17 protein-coding genes are annotated in these 17,052 nt (G+C 48.6%); 13 read left to right on the forward strand and 4 right to left on the reverse strand.

Features of this window, described 5'->3' with window-relative positions; genetic code table 11:
* The 12 genes from ACLW56_RS18190 (at position 1) to ACLW56_RS18245 (ending at position 12,544) form a co-directional block, all read left to right on the forward strand.
* Positions 1-270, forward strand: a complete 270-nt coding sequence (locus tag ACLW56_RS18190) for a PAAR domain-containing protein (protein ID WP_330985139.1) — start codon at positions 1-3, stop codon at positions 268-270.
* Positions 271-279: 9 nt separating this feature from the next.
* The gene (locus ACLW56_RS18195) at positions 280-1,407 is read left to right on the forward strand and encodes a hypothetical protein (protein WP_330985140.1); all 1,128 of its coding nucleotides are present in this window, start codon (positions 280-282) and stop codon (positions 1,405-1,407) included.
* The gene (locus tag ACLW56_RS18200; RefSeq protein ID WP_330985141.1) at positions 1,400-4,660 is read left to right on the forward strand and encodes an ImcF-related family protein; all 3,261 of its coding nucleotides are present in this window, start codon (positions 1,400-1,402) and stop codon (positions 4,658-4,660) included. The genes ACLW56_RS18195 and ACLW56_RS18200 overlap by 8 nt, the downstream gene beginning before the upstream one ends.
* A 73-nt stretch (positions 4,661-4,733) precedes the next feature.
* The gene (locus ACLW56_RS18205) at positions 4,734-5,309 is read left to right on the forward strand and encodes a hypothetical protein (protein ID WP_330985142.1); all 576 of its coding nucleotides are present in this window, start codon (positions 4,734-4,736) and stop codon (positions 5,307-5,309) included.
* Positions 5,310-5,387: 78 nt separating this feature from the next.
* Positions 5,388-5,966 (forward strand): hypothetical protein, encoded by a 579-nt coding sequence (locus ACLW56_RS18210; RefSeq protein WP_330985143.1) that lies wholly within the window; start codon positions 5,388-5,390, stop codon positions 5,964-5,966.
* Between the two features lie 11 nt (positions 5,967-5,977).
* Positions 5,978-7,723 (forward strand): type VI secretion system baseplate subunit TssF, encoded by a 1,746-nt coding sequence (tssF, locus tag ACLW56_RS18215; RefSeq protein ID WP_330985144.1) that lies wholly within the window; start codon positions 5,978-5,980, stop codon positions 7,721-7,723.
* Positions 7,702-8,802, forward strand: a complete 1,101-nt coding sequence (gene tssG, locus ACLW56_RS18220; protein WP_330985145.1) for a type VI secretion system baseplate subunit TssG — start codon at positions 7,702-7,704, stop codon at positions 8,800-8,802. The genes tssF and tssG overlap by 22 nt, the downstream gene beginning before the upstream one ends.
* Complete coding sequence (gene tssJ, locus ACLW56_RS18225) at positions 8,802-9,332, forward strand: type VI secretion system lipoprotein TssJ (protein WP_330985146.1); 531 nt, start codon at positions 8,802-8,804, stop codon at positions 9,330-9,332. The genes tssG and tssJ overlap by 1 nt, the downstream gene beginning before the upstream one ends.
* A 13-nt stretch (positions 9,333-9,345) precedes the next feature.
* Positions 9,346-9,765: a DUF2513 domain-containing protein gene (locus tag ACLW56_RS18230; RefSeq protein WP_330985147.1), complete on the forward strand. Its 420-nt coding sequence runs from the start codon at positions 9,346-9,348 to the stop codon at positions 9,763-9,765.
* A gap of 2 nt (positions 9,766-9,767) precedes the next feature.
* Positions 9,768-10,739 carry a MucR family transcriptional regulator gene (locus ACLW56_RS18235; RefSeq protein ID WP_330985148.1) on the forward strand — a complete coding sequence of 324 codons (972 nt, stop codon included), beginning with the start codon at positions 9,768-9,770 and terminating at the stop codon, positions 10,737-10,739.
* Between the two features lie 151 nt (positions 10,740-10,890).
* Positions 10,891-12,060, forward strand: a complete 1,170-nt coding sequence (locus tag ACLW56_RS18240) for an ATP-dependent nuclease (RefSeq protein ID WP_330985149.1) — start codon at positions 10,891-10,893, stop codon at positions 12,058-12,060.
* Complete coding sequence (locus ACLW56_RS18245; RefSeq protein ID WP_330985150.1) at positions 12,038-12,544, forward strand: ATP-dependent endonuclease; 507 nt, start codon at positions 12,038-12,040, stop codon at positions 12,542-12,544. The genes ACLW56_RS18240 and ACLW56_RS18245 overlap by 23 nt, the downstream gene beginning before the upstream one ends.
* A 96-nt stretch (positions 12,545-12,640) precedes the next feature.
* Here ACLW56_RS18245 and ACLW56_RS18250 read toward each other — a convergent pair whose 3' ends face one another.
* The 4 genes from ACLW56_RS18250 to ACLW56_RS18265 all read right to left on the reverse strand — a co-directional run bounded on the left by ACLW56_RS18250 (position 12,641) and on the right by ACLW56_RS18265 (position 15,862).
* Positions 12,641-13,510 (reverse strand): hypothetical protein, encoded by an 870-nt coding sequence (locus ACLW56_RS18250; RefSeq protein ID WP_330985151.1) that lies wholly within the window; start codon positions 13,508-13,510, stop codon positions 12,641-12,643.
* A gap of 48 nt (positions 13,511-13,558) precedes the next feature.
* Positions 13,559-14,266 carry a hypothetical protein gene (locus ACLW56_RS18255; RefSeq protein WP_330985152.1) on the reverse strand — a complete coding sequence of 236 codons (708 nt, stop codon included), beginning with the start codon at positions 14,264-14,266 and terminating at the stop codon, positions 13,559-13,561.
* Between the two features lie 77 nt (positions 14,267-14,343).
* Complete coding sequence (locus ACLW56_RS18260) at positions 14,344-15,258, reverse strand: GTPase family protein (RefSeq protein ID WP_330985153.1); 915 nt, start codon at positions 15,256-15,258, stop codon at positions 14,344-14,346.
* Positions 15,259-15,631: 373 nt separating this feature from the next.
* Complete coding sequence (locus ACLW56_RS18265; RefSeq protein WP_330985154.1) at positions 15,632-15,862, reverse strand: helix-turn-helix transcriptional regulator; 231 nt, start codon at positions 15,860-15,862, stop codon at positions 15,632-15,634.
* Positions 15,863-15,996: 134 nt separating this feature from the next.
* Here ACLW56_RS18265 and ACLW56_RS18270 point away from each other — a divergent pair, with 134 nt between their 5' ends.
* Complete coding sequence (locus ACLW56_RS18270; protein ID WP_330985155.1) at positions 15,997-16,836, forward strand: hypothetical protein; 840 nt, start codon at positions 15,997-15,999, stop codon at positions 16,834-16,836.
* Positions 16,837-17,052 lie beyond the last annotated feature (216 nt).

The raw sequence follows: 17,052 nt of genomic DNA on the forward strand, positions 1-17,052 counted from the left end.
ATGTCTAAAGGCATCATCCGCAAAGGCGACAAACTCACCAGTGGTGGTGAAGTGATCTCGGCAACTTCAACGATCAAGGTTGAAGGGATTATTGCATCCCGTATTGGCGATCTGGTCAGCTGCCCAAAGCAGGGGCATGGCATCAACCGTATTACAGGTAGTACGCCGCAATGGCGCTCTGACAGTGGTGAGCTGGCATTTGATCAGTACTACTGTGAGTGTGGCTGCCAGGTCATCAGCAGTACTCCCAATACTGTATTTTCAGGCTAAGGATCGCTAATGGAATGGAAGATCCCGCAACCTGATCCCGTCCCTGATGTAAAACCGGCTAACTGGTCATTATGGTGGCGGCTCTGTTCGGTTGCGTGTCTGCTGATTGTTCTGTTTGGGGTTGGCGGATGGTTTCTGCTTAAAGACAGTCGAATCTGGCTATATACCTTTGGTAGCGTGATTGCCTGGGGGCTGGTTTGTGCGCTTCTGGCTGGTTGGATGCTGTTTCGTTCCGGTGTCGATGGTGAGCATGCCGAAGGTATTGCGGAGTATAACCGTCTGCTGGAGCATGACTGGCGGCGCTGGGCACAGGAAGGTGTTTCGGTGTTGGCAATCAATGCACTGTTCCCGCGTGAACTTCCCGCCGTTTCACTCAAACCGCAACCCGTAGCGGTTGATAACGCGTTTAGCCTCGGGAACTATCCGGGGCATACTGCTTTGCTGACCGAGTTGCTTGTACCAATGCTACCGGAAATCCGTACTTTTCTTCGCACATACAAACTCCTGGTTCTTTTGCCTGAAACTATCAGCAGCCGCGACTTCCACCAGGTTCGTGACGCGCTGGGGCTGCCGTTGAATGCATTTTCTGCCGTTGAAAGCGGAAAAAGTACGCTCAGCAATGTTTATCAGCACACAGCAGAAGCGGGATACAAAACCGGAACGCTGGTGGTGCATGCAGACTGGCAGGAAGAGGCGTTTACTCAGGGCGCAACTGCCTGGTTACTGGAACCCTCTCAGGGAGAGTCGGTATTACCGGTACGCTGTACCCTGCATCGTCCGATGACTGCAACTGGCGGATTTAACGACGCGGCACGGCAATTTCTGCACTACCAGCCGCTGGCACTACAGGCCGCTGATTTGTGGGTCAATGAGATCGCAATGGTAAACGCCCCTTCATTCATGATTGCGCGGGCGGCGTGTCTGCGTGACGCGAATCCCGATGTACTAACCCCCGAATTATCACAACAGTATCTTCCTCACTGGTTGGGTAAAACCGGTGAGGGGGAATTATTTTTTGCGATTTCCCTGATGATGCAGATGGCGCAATACCGAAAGGGAACGCAGGTTTTATTACACGAAGGACAGCATACACGGACGTTCTGCAGCGTCAGTGCAGGAGCATTTGTTAATGAGTAATCCCACATCCCGTATTTCTGGCAGTCTGATTGTGATAGCGGTGACCGGTCTGGTCAGCGCGGGTTTGCTTTGGTGGCTTGGTCCCCGCTGGCATCTGAGTCTGCAGCAGCAGGCAATTTGCTGGCTGGTGGTGGTGGCTGTGACAGCCGGTATTGTTGCACTCTGGCGAACTTACCGTCAGCGACAGCCCAAATCCCCCGGAGCGGCAGAAGAAAACAAAAAAATAAAAACAGACGCAGAACCGGCTTTTGTGCAGGAGATAAGGGATTACCTGAAGCATCGTTACGGGCGTTACTGGAAACGCAGTGTGCGCTTTGTGGTGATTACCGGTACACCACACCAGGCAGGACTCATTGTTCCGGGGATTACCGAAGCACAATGGCTTGAAGCTAACGGTGTGGTGGCTGTCTGGGGCGGTAACCTGACCTCCGGGGCTGAAAGTGTCCGCCTGACCGCATTGAGAAAACTTAAGCGCTGCGCGGTCAGTGCCATTGTGCTGGCCTATGATGCAGGTTTACGCCAGGCCATGCAGACTGACAGCATTGCCCGTCAGCTGACGGAGCGTTACAAAAAACTCGGCTGGAAGGTGCCGTTGTATCTGTGGGAAGTGCAGAGCTATGCCTGGGCTCAGGAGGGACGTGTCACTCAGCCTGTGGGTACGCTGTTGCCAGCCCACAGTACACCTGATGAACTGGTGGCCTCGCTGGAGGATTTACCGGCGCATCTGGTAGAGCCCGGTATCCAGCAGGGCGTGACCGACACGCGTTTTGCTTTTCTGCTGCAGATGGCCGCACAACTTCGTGAAGGGGCGGCGAAACAATTCTATCGTCTGAGTCTGCCCTTGCTCACAGGGCCGTATGCGGTGCCACTGCGTGGGGTGATGTTTGCGCCTCCTGTGGCAGCACAGGAAGCTGATACCCAGCGATGGCTGCCAGATAATAGCTGGAAAGCCATTCTCGACGATTTGCCTTCCCTGCATATCGCCCGCGCCGGATTCAGCCCGGAGCGTATTCTTTATCGCCTGGCGCTGGCTGTCCTGCTGGTGGTGGGTTGCGGTCTGCTGTTCTCAGCGTTTATTAATCATCGCGCCATCAGTGAATCTCAGCAACTGGTGCAGGCCGCGCAGAACCCGAAACTCTCTGGCGATAACCGGATGATTGCGGTCAGTCAGTTACAGCACAAAATCGACCAGCTCGATTACCGTCAGCAGCACGGAGTGCCGTGGTACAGCCGAATGGGGCTCAGTCAGAACGAGGCACAGCTCAATGCCCTGTGGCCGCAGTATGCACGTATCGCACTGCCGTCACTGCGTGATGGTGCTGCACAGCAACTGGCGAAAACACTGAGCGACTGGAACAGTCTGCCGGTGAATGACCCGCAGCGCAGCGCGAAAAGTAAGGATGCTTATAACTGGCTCAAAGCGTACCTGATGCTGACTCGTCCGCAGAAGATGGATGCAGATTTCTTTGCCAGAACCACTCTCGGTATCTGGCCGCGTCGTGAGGGTATCAGCCCCGGTTTATGGCAATTTGAAGGTAATCAGCAACTGACTTTCCTGGCGCAGCATATGCCGGAGCACCCTGAATGGGCGATGAAGCCCGATATGGCGCTGGTTTCCGCCAGCCGCAGCGCATTGCTACGTACCATCGGTATGCGTAATGGCGAAGCTGCGTTGTATCAGAAAGTTTTGTCACAGGTCGCCAATAATTACGCCGACCTCAGCCTGACCGATATGACCCGTGATACCGATGCCTCCCGGCTGTTCACCACCGATGAAGTGGTGCCGGGGATGTTTACCCGCAAGGCCTGGGAAGATGCGATTAAACCGGCGATAGAGAAAGTCGCAAACGCCCGCCGCGAGGAAATCGACTGGGTACTTAGCGATAACAAACATCCGGTCAGTCAGGACTATTCCCCGCAAACCCTCCAGGCGCATCTGACACAGCGCTATTTCACCGACTATGCTGGAGCCTGGCTCGACTTTCTCAACAGCCTGCGCTGGCAGAAGGCCGCCACGCTCTCCGATGCGATTGACCAGTTGACGTTGCTGGCCGATGTGCGTCAGTCACCGCTGGTGGCACTGATGAACACCCTCAACATTCAGGGGCGGACCGGCCAGCAGCAGGAAGCGCTCAGCGACTCACTGGTGAAATCGGCCAAAAACCTCCTCAACAGCGACCAGCAGAAAAGCATCGACCAGAACAGCGGTCCGCATGGCCCGATGGATGACACTTTCATGCCGGTGCTGAACCTGATGAGCAGCAAAGGTGACAGCAACAACAGCCTGAGCCTGCAGACCTTCCTCACCCGCGTGACCCGGGTCCGTCTGAAACTACAGCAAGTAACCGGAGCCGCTGACCCGCAAGCAATGATGCAGGCACTGGCGGAAACGGTATTCCAGGGCAAATCCGTCGATATCACCGACACCCGCGATTACGGTAGCCTGGTGGCCGCGAGTCTGGGGCAGGAGTGGAGCGGCTTCGGACAAACGGTATTTGTCCAGCCGATGACGCAGGCCTGGCAGCAGGTGCTTTCCCCGACCGCTTCCAGCATTAACAACCAGTGGCAGCAGACCATTGTTGGAGACTGGGAGCATGACTTTAACGACCGCTGGCCGTTCTCACCGAACAAACAGAGTGATGCTTCTCTGCCTTTGCTGTCGCAGTACCTGCGAGGCGATACTGGACGTATCACGCAGTTTGTGAAGCAGAACCTCAGTGGTGTGTTGCGTAAACAGGGCCGAACCTGGGTGCCGGATGCTATCGCTGCTCAGGGGCTGCACTTCAACCCGGCGTTCCTTAATGCCCTGAACCAGTTGAGTACTCTGGCCGATGTTGCGTTCACTGGTGGTGATGCCAGCATCCACTTTGCGCTGATGGGTAAACCTGGCCGTGACGTGATGCAGACCACGCTGTTACTCGACCAGCAAAAGCTCGATTACCACAATCAGCAGGAGCAGTGGCAGAATTTCAGTTGGCCCGACAGCCAGTGGAAGCCACGCACCACACTGACCTGGGTGACCACCTCAACCGGTGAACGTATTTATGCCGATTACTCAGGAAGCTGGGGCCTGATCCGCCTGCTGGATAATGCCAGTGTCACCGCCGTCGATAACAGCACGTACCGGGTGAGCTGGAGAACCAAAGACGGCTACAGCCTGAACTACATGATGCGTACCGAATCGGGTTCAGGGCCACTGGCACTGTTGGCGTTGAAAGGATTCCGGTTGCCGCAGCAGGTGTTTACCGAATGACGGCTGTTGACGTGATATCACCGTGGTCTGGCGTTGCCGGTACTCTGGTGACCGAACTAACGAAGGACTGACAATGATTACCAACAAAAATATCGCATTCATTAAATGCGGCTGGTCTGAACGGTACAAAGGGGATCAGGTTCTGGGCCGACACGGTTACATTCAGGATCGTGAAGCTCACGAGAAGTATAATTTCTTCCAGCATCCTGATGATGGTAATTATCAAGTGTATATCCCTCCAGTACGGAAGAATGCTCCTCGTCCGATTGAACATGACGACTGGCTACTGATTCTGGTTGCTGCAGAAGAAGGCTGTAAGCCCTTAAAAATTGTGGGCTGGTATAAAGATGCAGAGTTCGTGCAGAAGTATAAAGAGCGAACCATTTTCCCAGGCGATGGAACAGGGATCGCTCCAACAGATGGTGGAGATAACTTCCTTTACTGCATCACAGCGCCGAAGGCAGTATGGGTTCCCCCTGAATTAAGGTCAACGACGACCGTGAGTCTTGGCAAACGGCTGGGAAGTACACCGATTGCTTACATTCAGGGAAATGGTAAGACAAGGGAAATGCATCCATGGCGGGAAAACTTTTATCAGGCGGCAATGAGGTTCATCAATGCCTATGAACGGCACAATCCGTCTGAGTAAGTGCCTCCTTCTTGTGTAACTTTCCTTTATGAAACAGTGACTATGACTTTAGATACATTTAACAACCTGACCACAGTCATGAGCAACATCGCAACTACATTGGGCGCTGGCGGTGGCCTGTTCCTTGCTTGCCGCTGGCTACACCGTCGTAACATGGAGCGAGCACATGATGCGGCTAATACCTTCTTTGATGACCTGCACCACATAGTACCTAAGGTACTGGACTTTACGTTCTCTGTATCGCAGATAATGGCGAAGATGGCAGCCATAGAAAACGAAGATTCCTTTTCCCGCCATACTGCTGAGATAACCAGTGACTCACTGCGTATGATGAATCAGGCTAACCAATTGAAGCTGTTGTTCTTTGCCCGCTACGCACTGGTGGAGCGTCGTGGCGTGACTATTAAACCTAAGGCACATCAATCCTTTGAAATCGCACTTATTACATTCTTCAATGCGGCATCAGAGGCATTGCAACACACTGTTGTCAGGATTATCCCTGTCACGAAATTTACCGATTATCTGGAAATAGTGCACGATTTCAAAAATGCCTTCATTCAAGTAAAGCGGTTCTCTGATGAGTTGAACGTGGCATTCGGTGAAGTCATCAACATCGATTATCAGGATTATTTCAACTTTCCGAAGACGATTCTCTGACGGGGGTTACCATGGAAGATTTAACCCTCCGCTACTTCGATGCCGAGATGCGCTACCTGCGTGATGCTGCGCGGGAGTTCGCAAAACTGCATCCGGATCGTGCACGGGAAATGGGACTTGCAACACCCGGCACCGCTGATGAATCCGTCGAGCAACTGTTCCAGGGCTTCGCCTTCCTGATGGGGCGGATGCGCGCGAAACTGGATGATGACTTTCCCGAGCTGACCGAAGGGCTGATAAGCCGCCTGTGGCCGCATGCGCTGCGTCCTTTACCGTCTGTCTGCGTGGTGGAGATTGCCCCCGACGCTGACGAACTCAAACTCCCCGAGGTGCTGGATAAGCACAGCGAGGTCGTGTCTCAGCCGGTGGGCGATCATCATATTCGCTGCCGCTATCGCACCAGTCGTGAACTGGTGCTCAACCCGCTTGAGCTACAGAGTGCCGGGCTATTCACCGAACCAGACGGTCAGCATGTCCTACGGATGCGCTTTAGCTGTGGAGCCAACGCTGACTGGCGACAGGTGGGTTTAAGTCGCCTGCCGGTCTATCTGCATGGCGATACACCGCTGGCTTCGCTGTTGCATCTGTACCTGACCCGCCGTGTGGCCAGGAGTTATGTCCGTCTGCCGGGGAATATCGACCGCCAGCCATTTGACGGGCGCTTCCGGGCTACCGGTTTTGAGAAAGACTCAACGGTCTGGCCGGTGGAAGAAACTCAGAACCCGGAGCATCTGCGACTGCTGGAGTATTTCACTTTCCGCGAGAAGTTTATGTTCGTCGACCTGTGCGGGCTGGAAACCATCGCCTGGCCGGAAGAGCCACAGTGGTTTGAGCTGGAGTTTGTGCTCAGCGAGTTCTGGCCGTCAGATTTCAGTCTCAGCGAAGAGAACCTGCGTCTGCACTGTGTTCCGGTGGTGAATCTGTTCCGTCTGGATGCACGACCGCTGTCGATTAATGCTTACCAGACCGAATACCCGCTGCGTCCGTTACGTGACAGTGACCCGCATACCGAGATTTTCGGCGTGGAGCAAGTGGCAACCTCCTTTTCGGAAGATGCTGCCGTCTATACCCCGTTCCGTCAGTTTCAGCATAAAGGCGGAATGCTGCGCCGTGAACGTCCGGCGCGTTACTACCACACCCGCATAAAACGCGGCCCGTCAGGGCGCAATGAAACCACCCTGACCCTCGGCGGGGATGAATTTGAACGTGAACGCCAGAACCCCGAAGAACCACTTGCGCTGAGTCTCACCGGCACCAATGGCGTGTTGCCGCGCAAGGTCCTGCAGAGTGTGTTGCTTGATACGCTGGAGAGTGCCACTCAGACCCCCGTCCGGGTGATGAACCTCAGCACCCCGACGCTCGCTGCCTACCCACCACAACGCGACCGCTTCCACTGGCAGATGCTGAGCCAGTGCGGCAGTAGTTTCCTGTGGATGATGGATAATGCTGAAGTACTGCGCAACACCCTGGCACTTCACTGCTGGTCTGATGATGAACAGAGTCGGTGCAAGCTGGCAGGAATCACCCACGTTAAACACTGGCGACTGCAGAAGTGGAAGCGCTACCTGATGCGTGGCGTGGATATTGAAGTGACCCTCAACACCGACCATTTCAGCGGTGAAGGGGATGTATGGCTGTTTGGCTCCCTGCTGAACCGCTTCCTGGCACAGTATGCTGATATGCACCTGTATAACCGTCTGACACTGATACTGGAGCCGTCAGGAAAATGCCTGCGATGGAAAGAGAATCACAACTGACCTTCACCGAACTGGAGGAGAAGTTTGGTAAGCAGCTGCCCTACACCAACTTCTACCGGTTTATGCAGTGGCTGGAGCAGCGACATCCTGAACTGCCGCCCATTGGCACGACCTCACAGATAAAGAACGACCCGGTACGTATGCGGCCCCATCCGGGAATGGGCTTTCCGGCCAGTGAGTTTAAGGGCATTGAAGTTAATCCTGATGATGACCCGGAATCACCCCCCACCGTCAGAACCACCTTTATGGGGCTGTACGGTATCGACTCACCGCTGCCAACGGCCTACATTGACGATATCACCCAGCGACGCGAAGGCCATGACACGGTTGAGCATTTTCTCGATATCTTCAACCACCGCATTCTGACGCAGTTCTACCGTATCTGGAAGAAGTACAACTACCCGGCAACCTTTGAGCCTGGCGGCACAGACCGTATCTCGCAGAGTTTGCTGGGCATTGGCGGATTGGGTATTCCCGGCACTGAAAATAACTTCGATGTACCGCTGTCACGCTTCCTCGGCATTCTCGACATGCTGCATCAACCCGGTAAAACCGCTGACGGGCTGAAACAACTGGTACGGATGGTCACCCCGGATACGGAAGCGACAATCGTGCCAAACTACCGACGCAAAGTGAGAGTGCCTGAGCCCCGGCTCGACGGGACGTTTTTCCTCGATGACCGCCCGATACTCGGCGGCATTGCAACCGATATCAACAGCGCGGTAGAAATCCGGCTCTACACCGAGAGCAAAGCGGATGCGCGTGGCTGGATGCCCCCGCATCAGCTGTTGTTCCAGGACCTGCTGTCACTGCTGCGGGTGTATCTCGGCTGGCGATACGATGCCCACATCACTCTGACCATGCCGCGAAGACTGTTCCCGGCTCCGCGTCTCAGCGTGAAACACAACGGTGAAGATGCTGCTTACATGGGCTACTCGTTCCTGCTGGGCCAGGACGATGACGGCGATAAGCCTGACCCGGATATGCCTGCCCGACTGACCGTTAAACTCGGCTGGTACGAAGGGCTGCAACTGAATCCCCACCAACGTAACGTCACGGAGATTGACGACGAAATATGATGATAAAGCGTAAATCACACACATTACCGCTACTGCTGACGCTGCTGTTTACCACATTTCTGACGGGTTGCGGACTGACCCAGGGCGTCACCGATGGCAGTAAAAGTGTTGCCAAAGCGGTGTTCTACAAGAAGGTTAAGGTTGTTCATCTGCAGTTCCGTGCCCGTGCTGAACTGAATCCCGATGAAGACAGTATGGCGCTTGCAACCCGCGTACAGGTCTGGCAACTGAAAGACCGCAAAGCGTTCGACAAAGCCGATTACAACGCGCTGGTGGACAACGCCGAGGCGACACTCAGCGATGACCTGGTGGCAAAGAAAGAAATCCAGGTTCGTCCGGAACAGACTCTCACTTTCACCATGCCGATGGATGAACAGGCGCAGTATGTTGCAGTGGTTGCTCAGTACCGTACCCCGGATGTGCGCAAGAACGACTGGCGGCTGGTGCTGAGTCGTGATGATCTTGACCCTGATGATGCCCGGGTGATTGAAATGGCGAAGTATTCGCTGGTTTTACAGGCGAAAAAATAGGCTCGGAGGAAAAATGAAACGTGACTGGGATTTGTTACGCAAAATGTTGGTGGATGTTGAAGAAGAAAATGATTTCTTTGCCGCTCTGCCCGCAGAGCCACAAAGTGATGCGTATTCGCATGTTGAACTGTACCTCAGCGAATATGAGCGCTGGGAGGCTGCGTGTAATTATTTTTATGGTCACACAGAACTGCTACTGGATAGCGAACTTATTACCGGTATCCAGATATTAAGCGGTGGGAATGGCTACCATGGCTTTAAGCTTACATCAGGTCTCAGACTGACCTCAAAAGGTCACGACCTACTGGATACCATGCGAACACCTGTGCTGTGGGAAAGTATTAAGTCCACCGCGAAGAAAAAGGGTGTGGAGTTGTCTTTTGATGCCGTCAAAGTACTGGGTGTGGCGGCGCTGAAACATCTGGTGGGATAACGATGAAACATGATGTCCAGGAAGACTGGCTGATTCGTTTACCTGTCCACCTACAGGCAGATGCACTGTCGCTGATTGACTGTCTGGCGAAGATACCTTCGATGAAGCCCGAAAAATGTCCCTGGTGCATGAGTTTACGGATCAAACAATATCCTTCAGATCTCAGGACATTCGACTGTCAGGCGTGTCATCGTCGTTTTACGCCCTGGACCGGAACACCGTTTGCGAACTGTCGTCATCAGGATAAATGGAGCCTTTATGCCCGTGCCCGGTTGTCAGGGCTCCGTATACATCAGGCGGGTCAGATATCGAAGTTGTCGCACGGTGCGTGTGATTATCGGGAAGGTGTGATTGAAGCGATGATCGCGGAGCGCTGGCCGTCATTGATGCCCTGGTGGCTCGGCCAAATGAGTTACGATCGGGATAATCCAGCACCTCTGCGAACCACACCATTTACGAGCAAAGAAGAGGCATGGGCACATCACAATCATGAGTATGTCCAGTGCCTGGAGTGTGGGAAAATTTACTCCTCCCTGAACATTCATCTGCAGCACGCTCACAGTATGTCTGCAATGGAGTACCGGGAGAAGTGGCAGATAATGAAACAAATCCCGTTGGCTGGATTTGCGAACCGGCGAAGCCATTCGGACTCAATCAATGAAAAAATCCGTAACGGAGAGGTGGATCCACTGGCGCTGGCAGCTGCAATGCAGGAAGCCTGCAGGCTAAATGGCCGGAAGAAACCCTTCGGGACTACCTATATCGGTGAGATGCACGGTCAGCGACTAAAAGCGCAAAAGCTGTGGGAACAATCCCCGGCGATCAAAACGGTGGATGATGCCGTACGTGAACAGGCCATTACCAGAATGCAGCAACGTCACCAGACGGGTGAAAAGGTGAAAGACATCGCGCGTGATATCGGAGTTGTTAAGCAGACGCTTTATGCGTGGTTAAAGCGTAGCTCTGAGTCTTAGTTAGTCCGTGATTGAGATGTCGAAATATCCTTTGATGTTGAAATGAACGAAATACATATGAAGGTATGAAACGGCTGCCTTTCGAAATATATGTGGGGAAGTCTCAATCTTACGTTTTAGTTCAGAGTCATTAATCAATGAAGGGGGTAGTATGAAATTATCAGCATTGTTGATTTCCAATTTTAAAGGTATCAAGGGTGAAATTAAAATATTAATTGATAACATCGTCGTTTTAGTTGGCCCCAATAACAGTTGTAAATCAACAATTCTAGATGCATATGAGGCTTATGTATCGATGGGAAGTGCGTTAACTCAAGATCATTTCCATGGCAGGGATACTAATATTCCGGTGATCATTACTGGGGTGTTTAATGATGTAACACAAGAAGACGTTGATACATTAGGGCAAGAATGGCTTTTAAAAGGTGATCCCGAGTTCGGGGATTGTGCCAAATTTCAAATACGTTGGGGTTCTCCAGACGAAAATGGTGTCAAATACAGTTATAGTAATAAATTAAAGGACTGGAAAAAAGGTGGGGCTGGTGGATGGAACACGTTACTTCAAAGTAGACTACCCGTACCTGTCAGATTAAATCCAAATGATGGCTATGATTCGCTGGAAAAGATAGTGAAGGATTTGGCATCCAAAAATGCAGCACAGAAACTGAAAGATGATAAAAGTAAAGTAGCAGGGATCGTTGCTGAAATAGAAAAGCTAGCTAAAGAAGTGGATAAAGAACTGGCAGGCAGTATTGGGATGTTAAGTAACAAAATAGAATTTGAACTCAATAAATTATTCCAAGGCGCTACCGTTAATTTTGAAACTGGTGTGGGGAAATTTAAAGCAGAAGATGCGATAAAAGATGGTAGCAAATTCTTCGTTAAAACAAGTAACCACCCTTCATCTCTGGAACACCAGGGTACAGGTTTAAAAAGAGCTTTTTTATGGTCAGCCATAAACGCTCTGTGCAGCGAAGGGATGTATAAAAAAGGAACCAAAGTAATACCGAATGAAACACCAAAAGTGTTATTAATTGATGAGCCAGAAATAAACCTTCATCCATCAATAATCAGAGCAGCTAGGAAAGCCATTTATGCTTTGGCTGATTTAGCTGGATGGCAGGTTATATGCACAACTCATTCCCCCGTATTTATTGATCTCACTCAAGATCATACCACCCTAATTAAGGTTTCGAATAACCAACAAGGCGTTTTTTACTTCCAGACGGATAAGACCCATTTTACTCCCAATGAAAAAGATAACTTAAAAATGCTAAATCGCTGCTGTCCAACCGTTAATGAATTTTTTCTTTTACCCTAATGCAATTTTAGTTGAAGGGGATACAGAATATTTAGCTTATCAATATATCATTGAAAAAAGTGGTCTTGAGGGAAGTTATTGTGTTATCAATTGCAGAGGCAAGGCTAATATCCCAACGTTTATAAAAATATTTGATCAGTTCAATGCCAATGCGATCGCTATTCATGACTTGGATACAAAACTACGGAAGGATGGTGCAGCAAACGGAATGTGGAAAATCAACTTAAACATTAGATCATTAGCAGATACAACTAATGGGAGAGTTAAAACAGTTGTTCACACTCCTGATTTTGAAGGGTTCTATTTTAATGAATCACCATCTAAAGATAAACCTTACAGTCTATTTTCTCACCTTACAGCTACTGATTTCGAAACAAACGGAAAATACGATTTATTAAGGGGCTCTCTTACTTCAATTATTAATGGGACGCACAAAGGATTATATACAACAGAAGCGGAACTTGATGCAATGACAACGAAGTAACATAGAGCGGTTGTTAAGTGTTGGTAAAAAATAAATACATAATGAGCATACCCTATTAATTGATAGGGTATGTTATTTTTAGGTGCTGATATCAGCTCAATTATTTTTATTCAAACTAAATGTGAAATTACCATTATTTGTTTTGACCTCAACCTCTGACCACATACACCGTCCAAATCGATCGTTGGCTTCAACCCAATTCCATCCTGCATTAGCGTACGCAACCTGATTACTGATAGCCAAATAGAAATCATACCGTTTGCCGTAGGTTAATGTTGTGGGTTTGATATTCCATATATAGCAGCTACCGCGATCAATGCTCATGCCAGTTATAGTAATATTATCAACCAAGCTATAAATATAAACATGCCTGTAGATTTTGTGTTCGGCGCTGGATTTTCCTCTGTAATCGTACGGGATATCTTTGACCTGAACTTTTACTGGGATTTGTGGTGGTGATTGAGTGTCACTTTGTTGTACAGAGCCGGTGGGAGTAGAATCAGTTTCACCCCCATTGGGAATATCTTTCATCAGTGTAGGATCCCCAAGATGGCTTTCCCAAACATCGCTGCAGTTCAGACTTGAAACCCACTTACCATATTTATAGATCCCAACGTCCCCGCTAACCTTACCTTCCTTATTCAAATAGCCCACATTGTAGGCATATTTCCCGTTAGGTATATTGAGTTCGTATAGCGTAAAGCCTTCGGAGCGATTGCTCTCCCAATTTTTTGTCAATTGGTTAGCTGATTTTTTTATGGTGATCTCAGGAATAACACCACCTTCACCGCTCGGATCTTGCTTTCCGTACATGTAGGTGATGGTGTCACCGCTTCGAAGAACAACCACTTCCTTTGGTTCTTTCTGGTTGTTGAAGAAACAACCAAATAAGACGTCATCGTCGTAAGGCGAAGCGACAGCATAAAAACTGGTCAACGCCAGCAATAATAATATTAGTGCTTTCATGGATCGTATCTCTTTGAATTAAAATATACTGTAATGGCAACATAACAATTATTGAAGAGCCTTATTGCAGCGCTCGCCATTTTTATAGATATGGCACTCAGTATCATTGATTGCCTTCTGTGCAAGTGCATTAGCCAGCGTGAAATGATCCCGATAAATATCATCGCGGATCGCATCGACTGCACGACCACTCCAGTAAATACTTTGGGCTTTTCCATCAGAAAACTTGTATTCGTATCTCATTGATAATAATGTCACAGGCTGTTCACTTCCGGGAACAATACTCCAGACATAAACATTTTTGACATCACTTATTTTAGTGTGAACAATCTTTCTTACTTCTTCAATCGACTGTTCAATTTTGGGTATTTGCATTCCTGCAATCCATGAAGGTGTGCAGTCCCTGTCAGGGTACTGCTGCTTACATTTTTGTGTGTAAACATCAGCACGATATTTTTCATCTTTAAGACTTAATTCATGGGAATTAATATAGTGCTCCATATGCTGAGTCCAGACCTGTTCCGATTCGTCACTCTTCATGGAACATGTATATATAACTGTTTGTCGTCCCTTATCATCGATATTGTCCTTCCAGTCTACAGATGTACACCGTTGTCGATTGTCTAGCGCTGTCCCTAACGTTCTGGTTGAATCAATGCTTTCGTAAACCTGACTTTTAAGTATTTTCTGGTTGTCCGATTCACTGTGGCAGGCGGATAGAATAAGTACTGATGAAAGTAAAATCGTATTGCGCATAAATAAACCCTGAATTTATAGTGTAAGTAAATCCGCATTGAGATAATCTTTTATCTGAATGCGGATGTTTTTATTAATTACCAGAAAAAGTAATCCCAGATCTTTTTCGCTGATTCGACGACGAATTCTTTGCCCTTTCTGATAAGTGATTTAGCACTATCGGGGACAGGTAAAATATCGATAGCGGTATCAACCAGTTCACCAATAACGTTGCCGAACCCACCTTTGGCATCTGACTTTACTTCGTCGGTTTTGAGGTCGTCGTTCAGCTGCGAGGCAGCGCCACTCTTTGCCCGATCAGGTAATGCCCGGATCATGGTTTCGACCAGCTCGACGATGTTGTACTTTTCATCTGCAGAAACAGGCACAACAGGGTGGTGAGGGAACTCAAAGCATTCAGCAATATAATCTTTCTTACGTTGTATATTGGTTGCTTGCGTGAGGGAAGGGCGACGATGCTCTTGATCCCACTCTCTGAAAGGCTCAATTTTATCGACCTGATTCAGAACAAAGACCACTTTCTCACGGCCACCGGCGGGTAACAGAACCTCTTTATAGAAATGTTCATCAGCCGAAAAAGCACGGTCATCAGCTTTGATAACCCAAAGAACGAGATCCAACTCAGGTAACAGCTCGCTATATAATTCCTCGTATTCTTCATCACGCTCAGCACTTTCACCTACGCCGGGGATATCAACAATCTCCAGTGTGCGATGACCAAACTGAATTTTTAGTCGCTGAACTTCACGTGTACAAGCCTCAACATCACTGACGGCACAGACTTCACCCTTAAAGATGGCGTTACACAGGCTCGATTTCCCTGCGCCACTTTTCCCCATCACACCAATCGACGGCTCGTAGTCGATGCTTTCCTTTATCTTCTCAAACAAACTCCTTCTGACCGTTTCGGGAAAGATATCCAGCATATTCCTGATTAGTTTATCCCCTTTGCTTGCGGTGGTTCGCTTGCTGTCTGGTGGATTTTTCAACATAGCACTCCTTTTTCAACGTGGTAGTAAACAGCTATCGCCAGAGGTATAGCCGGGTTTTGATGACATACGCTCTCCCGTAAGTCCTTGTGGAACCTGTGGTATGTGGTCACTGATCGTACTGTTATTCGGTGATAGGTTTTATGAAAGTTATCGATCGGTTCGATCGACAAAATCGATCATGAATCAATTTTATTTATCGTCATGAGCAGGATATTTTCTTCTATAGTGCTGGATTTGTTTGATTCGTCTTGTTGTAATTTGAACAAAGGCTGATGGTGGCGTAGTAAACCGAAAAAGCCCTTCTGCGCGTACAGAAGAGCTTTGGAGAAAGACTAGTCAGGGTAAGAAGTCGAGAATATCTTGATTATGTTTGTTATAGAATGGTGGGGGTTGCTTTACGTGGGCGAGCTTTTAGCCATTCTTCGATCTCATGCAGATACCAACGGACTGAATTGCCTCCTTCACTAAGACGAACCTGTTTTGGAAATGTTACGTCATAGCGTGGTGAAGTTGGATTCAGCCAATCAAAGATAGTTGAGCGACTGATTCCGACCTTCTTTGCGACTTCTTTTACAGTTAACATTTGGACTGATTGCGAAGACATCTTTTTTTCCTTCTAGTGATTGGTTACTGCGTTATCGATGTCTCGTATGGTAGGAAATAGGATGAAGCGCTACTGAAGGCCTAGTAAAAAAAACATATATTTTTCACCATAGTGATTGCATTTTGAGAGGGTTTATGCTTGAGCAACAAGGAGTCTTTGAATTGTTCTGTGAGAAATTTACAGCATTGTGTGATGATATAAGAGCTATTGACGATTACTCACGTGAAAAGGTATTTACAGCGCTGAATTCTGCTGCGGAAACGGATATTCTCAGTCGATGCCAAGAAAAAGCCAACTGGTTTATTGAAGAGCTGGAGTTTTTACCTCCCGAAGGCAAAATAAAATATGTAACGGATCCCAGTGACCCCTTTAAACCAAGATACGACTGGTTTAAAGAATGTTTTGAAGGTTATATATCTCATGAAATTGAGTTTGCTTATTTAAGCAGTTTTTTAAATTCTAATGAAAGAAGTGATAATGGTGTTAAGTTGATTCCAAAATCTGTATCTGATTACTACCTCCTTTTCTCATTTTATTATTATGAGTTTGGCAGGCGAGTTTTTTATTACAAGTGCGATGATGCTTATAATTATATATCCGAAGCGCTGAGGTATATAAAAATATACATATCAGAAAATTCATCTTGCAGGAGGGATGATATTGATAAAGATGAATTGAAGGCCTTTAAACATATGATTCATTCATCCAAAGGTGGGCGTGCGAAATCAAAAAACGAATCACTGGTTATTGCCGAGGTTATTCGGTTAGCGGATGACTTTCATTCTGCCCATAGAAGAGTTATTTTTTATGATGTGCTTAAGTCAATATCTGAGGATTTGAGGGCATACATTGATAAAATGGGGATTAATTTGGGAGTGAATGCTGATTTATTCGATAAGATCCAGGTTTGGTATAAGCGCCCTGAAGTGAAAAATGCTATTGATACAGCTCTTAAAAGAACCAAAAAACGTTAATGTGTTAGCTCGGTACATGTATTTTTTGTCATAACTGGTGGTCGAGCAGGTCTCAGGCTGATACTAACTGAAATACTAAAGAGCTGCGTCTAATGCCATTTTATCTACTATTTTTAGGGCCTAGTAGATGAATGAAATTAGAGCACAGCAGATCTGATTAAATTGACGGTAGTAGAAGATTAGATTCCAACCACTAACGTTATAAAGGCTGACAAA

Source organism: Pantoea sp. sgz302252, assembly GCF_047713085.1.
Classification (GTDB): domain Bacteria; phylum Pseudomonadota; class Gammaproteobacteria; order Enterobacterales; family Enterobacteriaceae; genus Scandinavium.

Excerpts from the sequence above, each read along its gene's own strand:
- ACLW56_RS18230 (WP_330985147.1), top strand. The coding sequence starts at position 9,346 with ATGAAACGTGACTGGGATTTGTTACGCAAAATGTTGGTGGATGTTGAA.
- ACLW56_RS18245 (WP_330985150.1), top strand. The coding sequence starts at position 12,038 with ATGAATTTTTTCTTTTACCCTAATGCAATTTTAGTTGAAGGGGATACA.
- ACLW56_RS18205 (WP_330985142.1), top strand. The coding sequence starts at position 4,734 with ATGATTACCAACAAAAATATCGCATTCATTAAATGCGGCTGGTCTGAA.
- ACLW56_RS18270 (WP_330985155.1), top strand. The coding sequence starts at position 15,997 with ATGCTTGAGCAACAAGGAGTCTTTGAATTGTTCTGTGAGAAATTTACA.
- ACLW56_RS18210 (WP_330985143.1), top strand. The coding sequence starts at position 5,388 with ATGAGCAACATCGCAACTACATTGGGCGCTGGCGGTGGCCTGTTCCTT.
- ACLW56_RS18255 (WP_330985152.1), bottom strand. The coding sequence starts at position 14,266 with ATGCGCAATACGATTTTACTTTCATCAGTACTTATTCTATCCGCCTGC.
- ACLW56_RS18260 (WP_330985153.1), bottom strand. The coding sequence starts at position 15,258 with ATGTTGAAAAATCCACCAGACAGCAAGCGAACCACCGCAAGCAAAGGG.
- ACLW56_RS18235 (WP_330985148.1), top strand. The coding sequence starts at position 9,768 with ATGAAACATGATGTCCAGGAAGACTGGCTGATTCGTTTACCTGTCCAC.
- tssF (WP_330985144.1), top strand. The coding sequence starts at position 5,978 with ATGGAAGATTTAACCCTCCGCTACTTCGATGCCGAGATGCGCTACCTG.
- ACLW56_RS18250 (WP_330985151.1), bottom strand. The coding sequence starts at position 13,510 with ATGAAAGCACTAATATTATTATTGCTGGCGTTGACCAGTTTTTATGCT.
- tssG (WP_330985145.1), top strand. The coding sequence starts at position 7,702 with ATGGAAAGAGAATCACAACTGACCTTCACCGAACTGGAGGAGAAGTTT.
- ACLW56_RS18190 (WP_330985139.1), top strand. The coding sequence starts at position 1 with ATGTCTAAAGGCATCATCCGCAAAGGCGACAAACTCACCAGTGGTGGT.
- ACLW56_RS18265 (WP_330985154.1), bottom strand. The coding sequence starts at position 15,862 with ATGTCTTCGCAATCAGTCCAAATGTTAACTGTAAAAGAAGTCGCAAAG.
- tssJ (WP_330985146.1), top strand. The coding sequence starts at position 8,802 with ATGATAAAGCGTAAATCACACACATTACCGCTACTGCTGACGCTGCTG.
- ACLW56_RS18195 (WP_330985140.1), top strand. The coding sequence starts at position 280 with ATGGAATGGAAGATCCCGCAACCTGATCCCGTCCCTGATGTAAAACCG.
- ACLW56_RS18200 (WP_330985141.1), top strand. The coding sequence starts at position 1,400 with ATGAGTAATCCCACATCCCGTATTTCTGGCAGTCTGATTGTGATAGCG.
- ACLW56_RS18240 (WP_330985149.1), top strand. The coding sequence starts at position 10,891 with ATGAAATTATCAGCATTGTTGATTTCCAATTTTAAAGGTATCAAGGGT.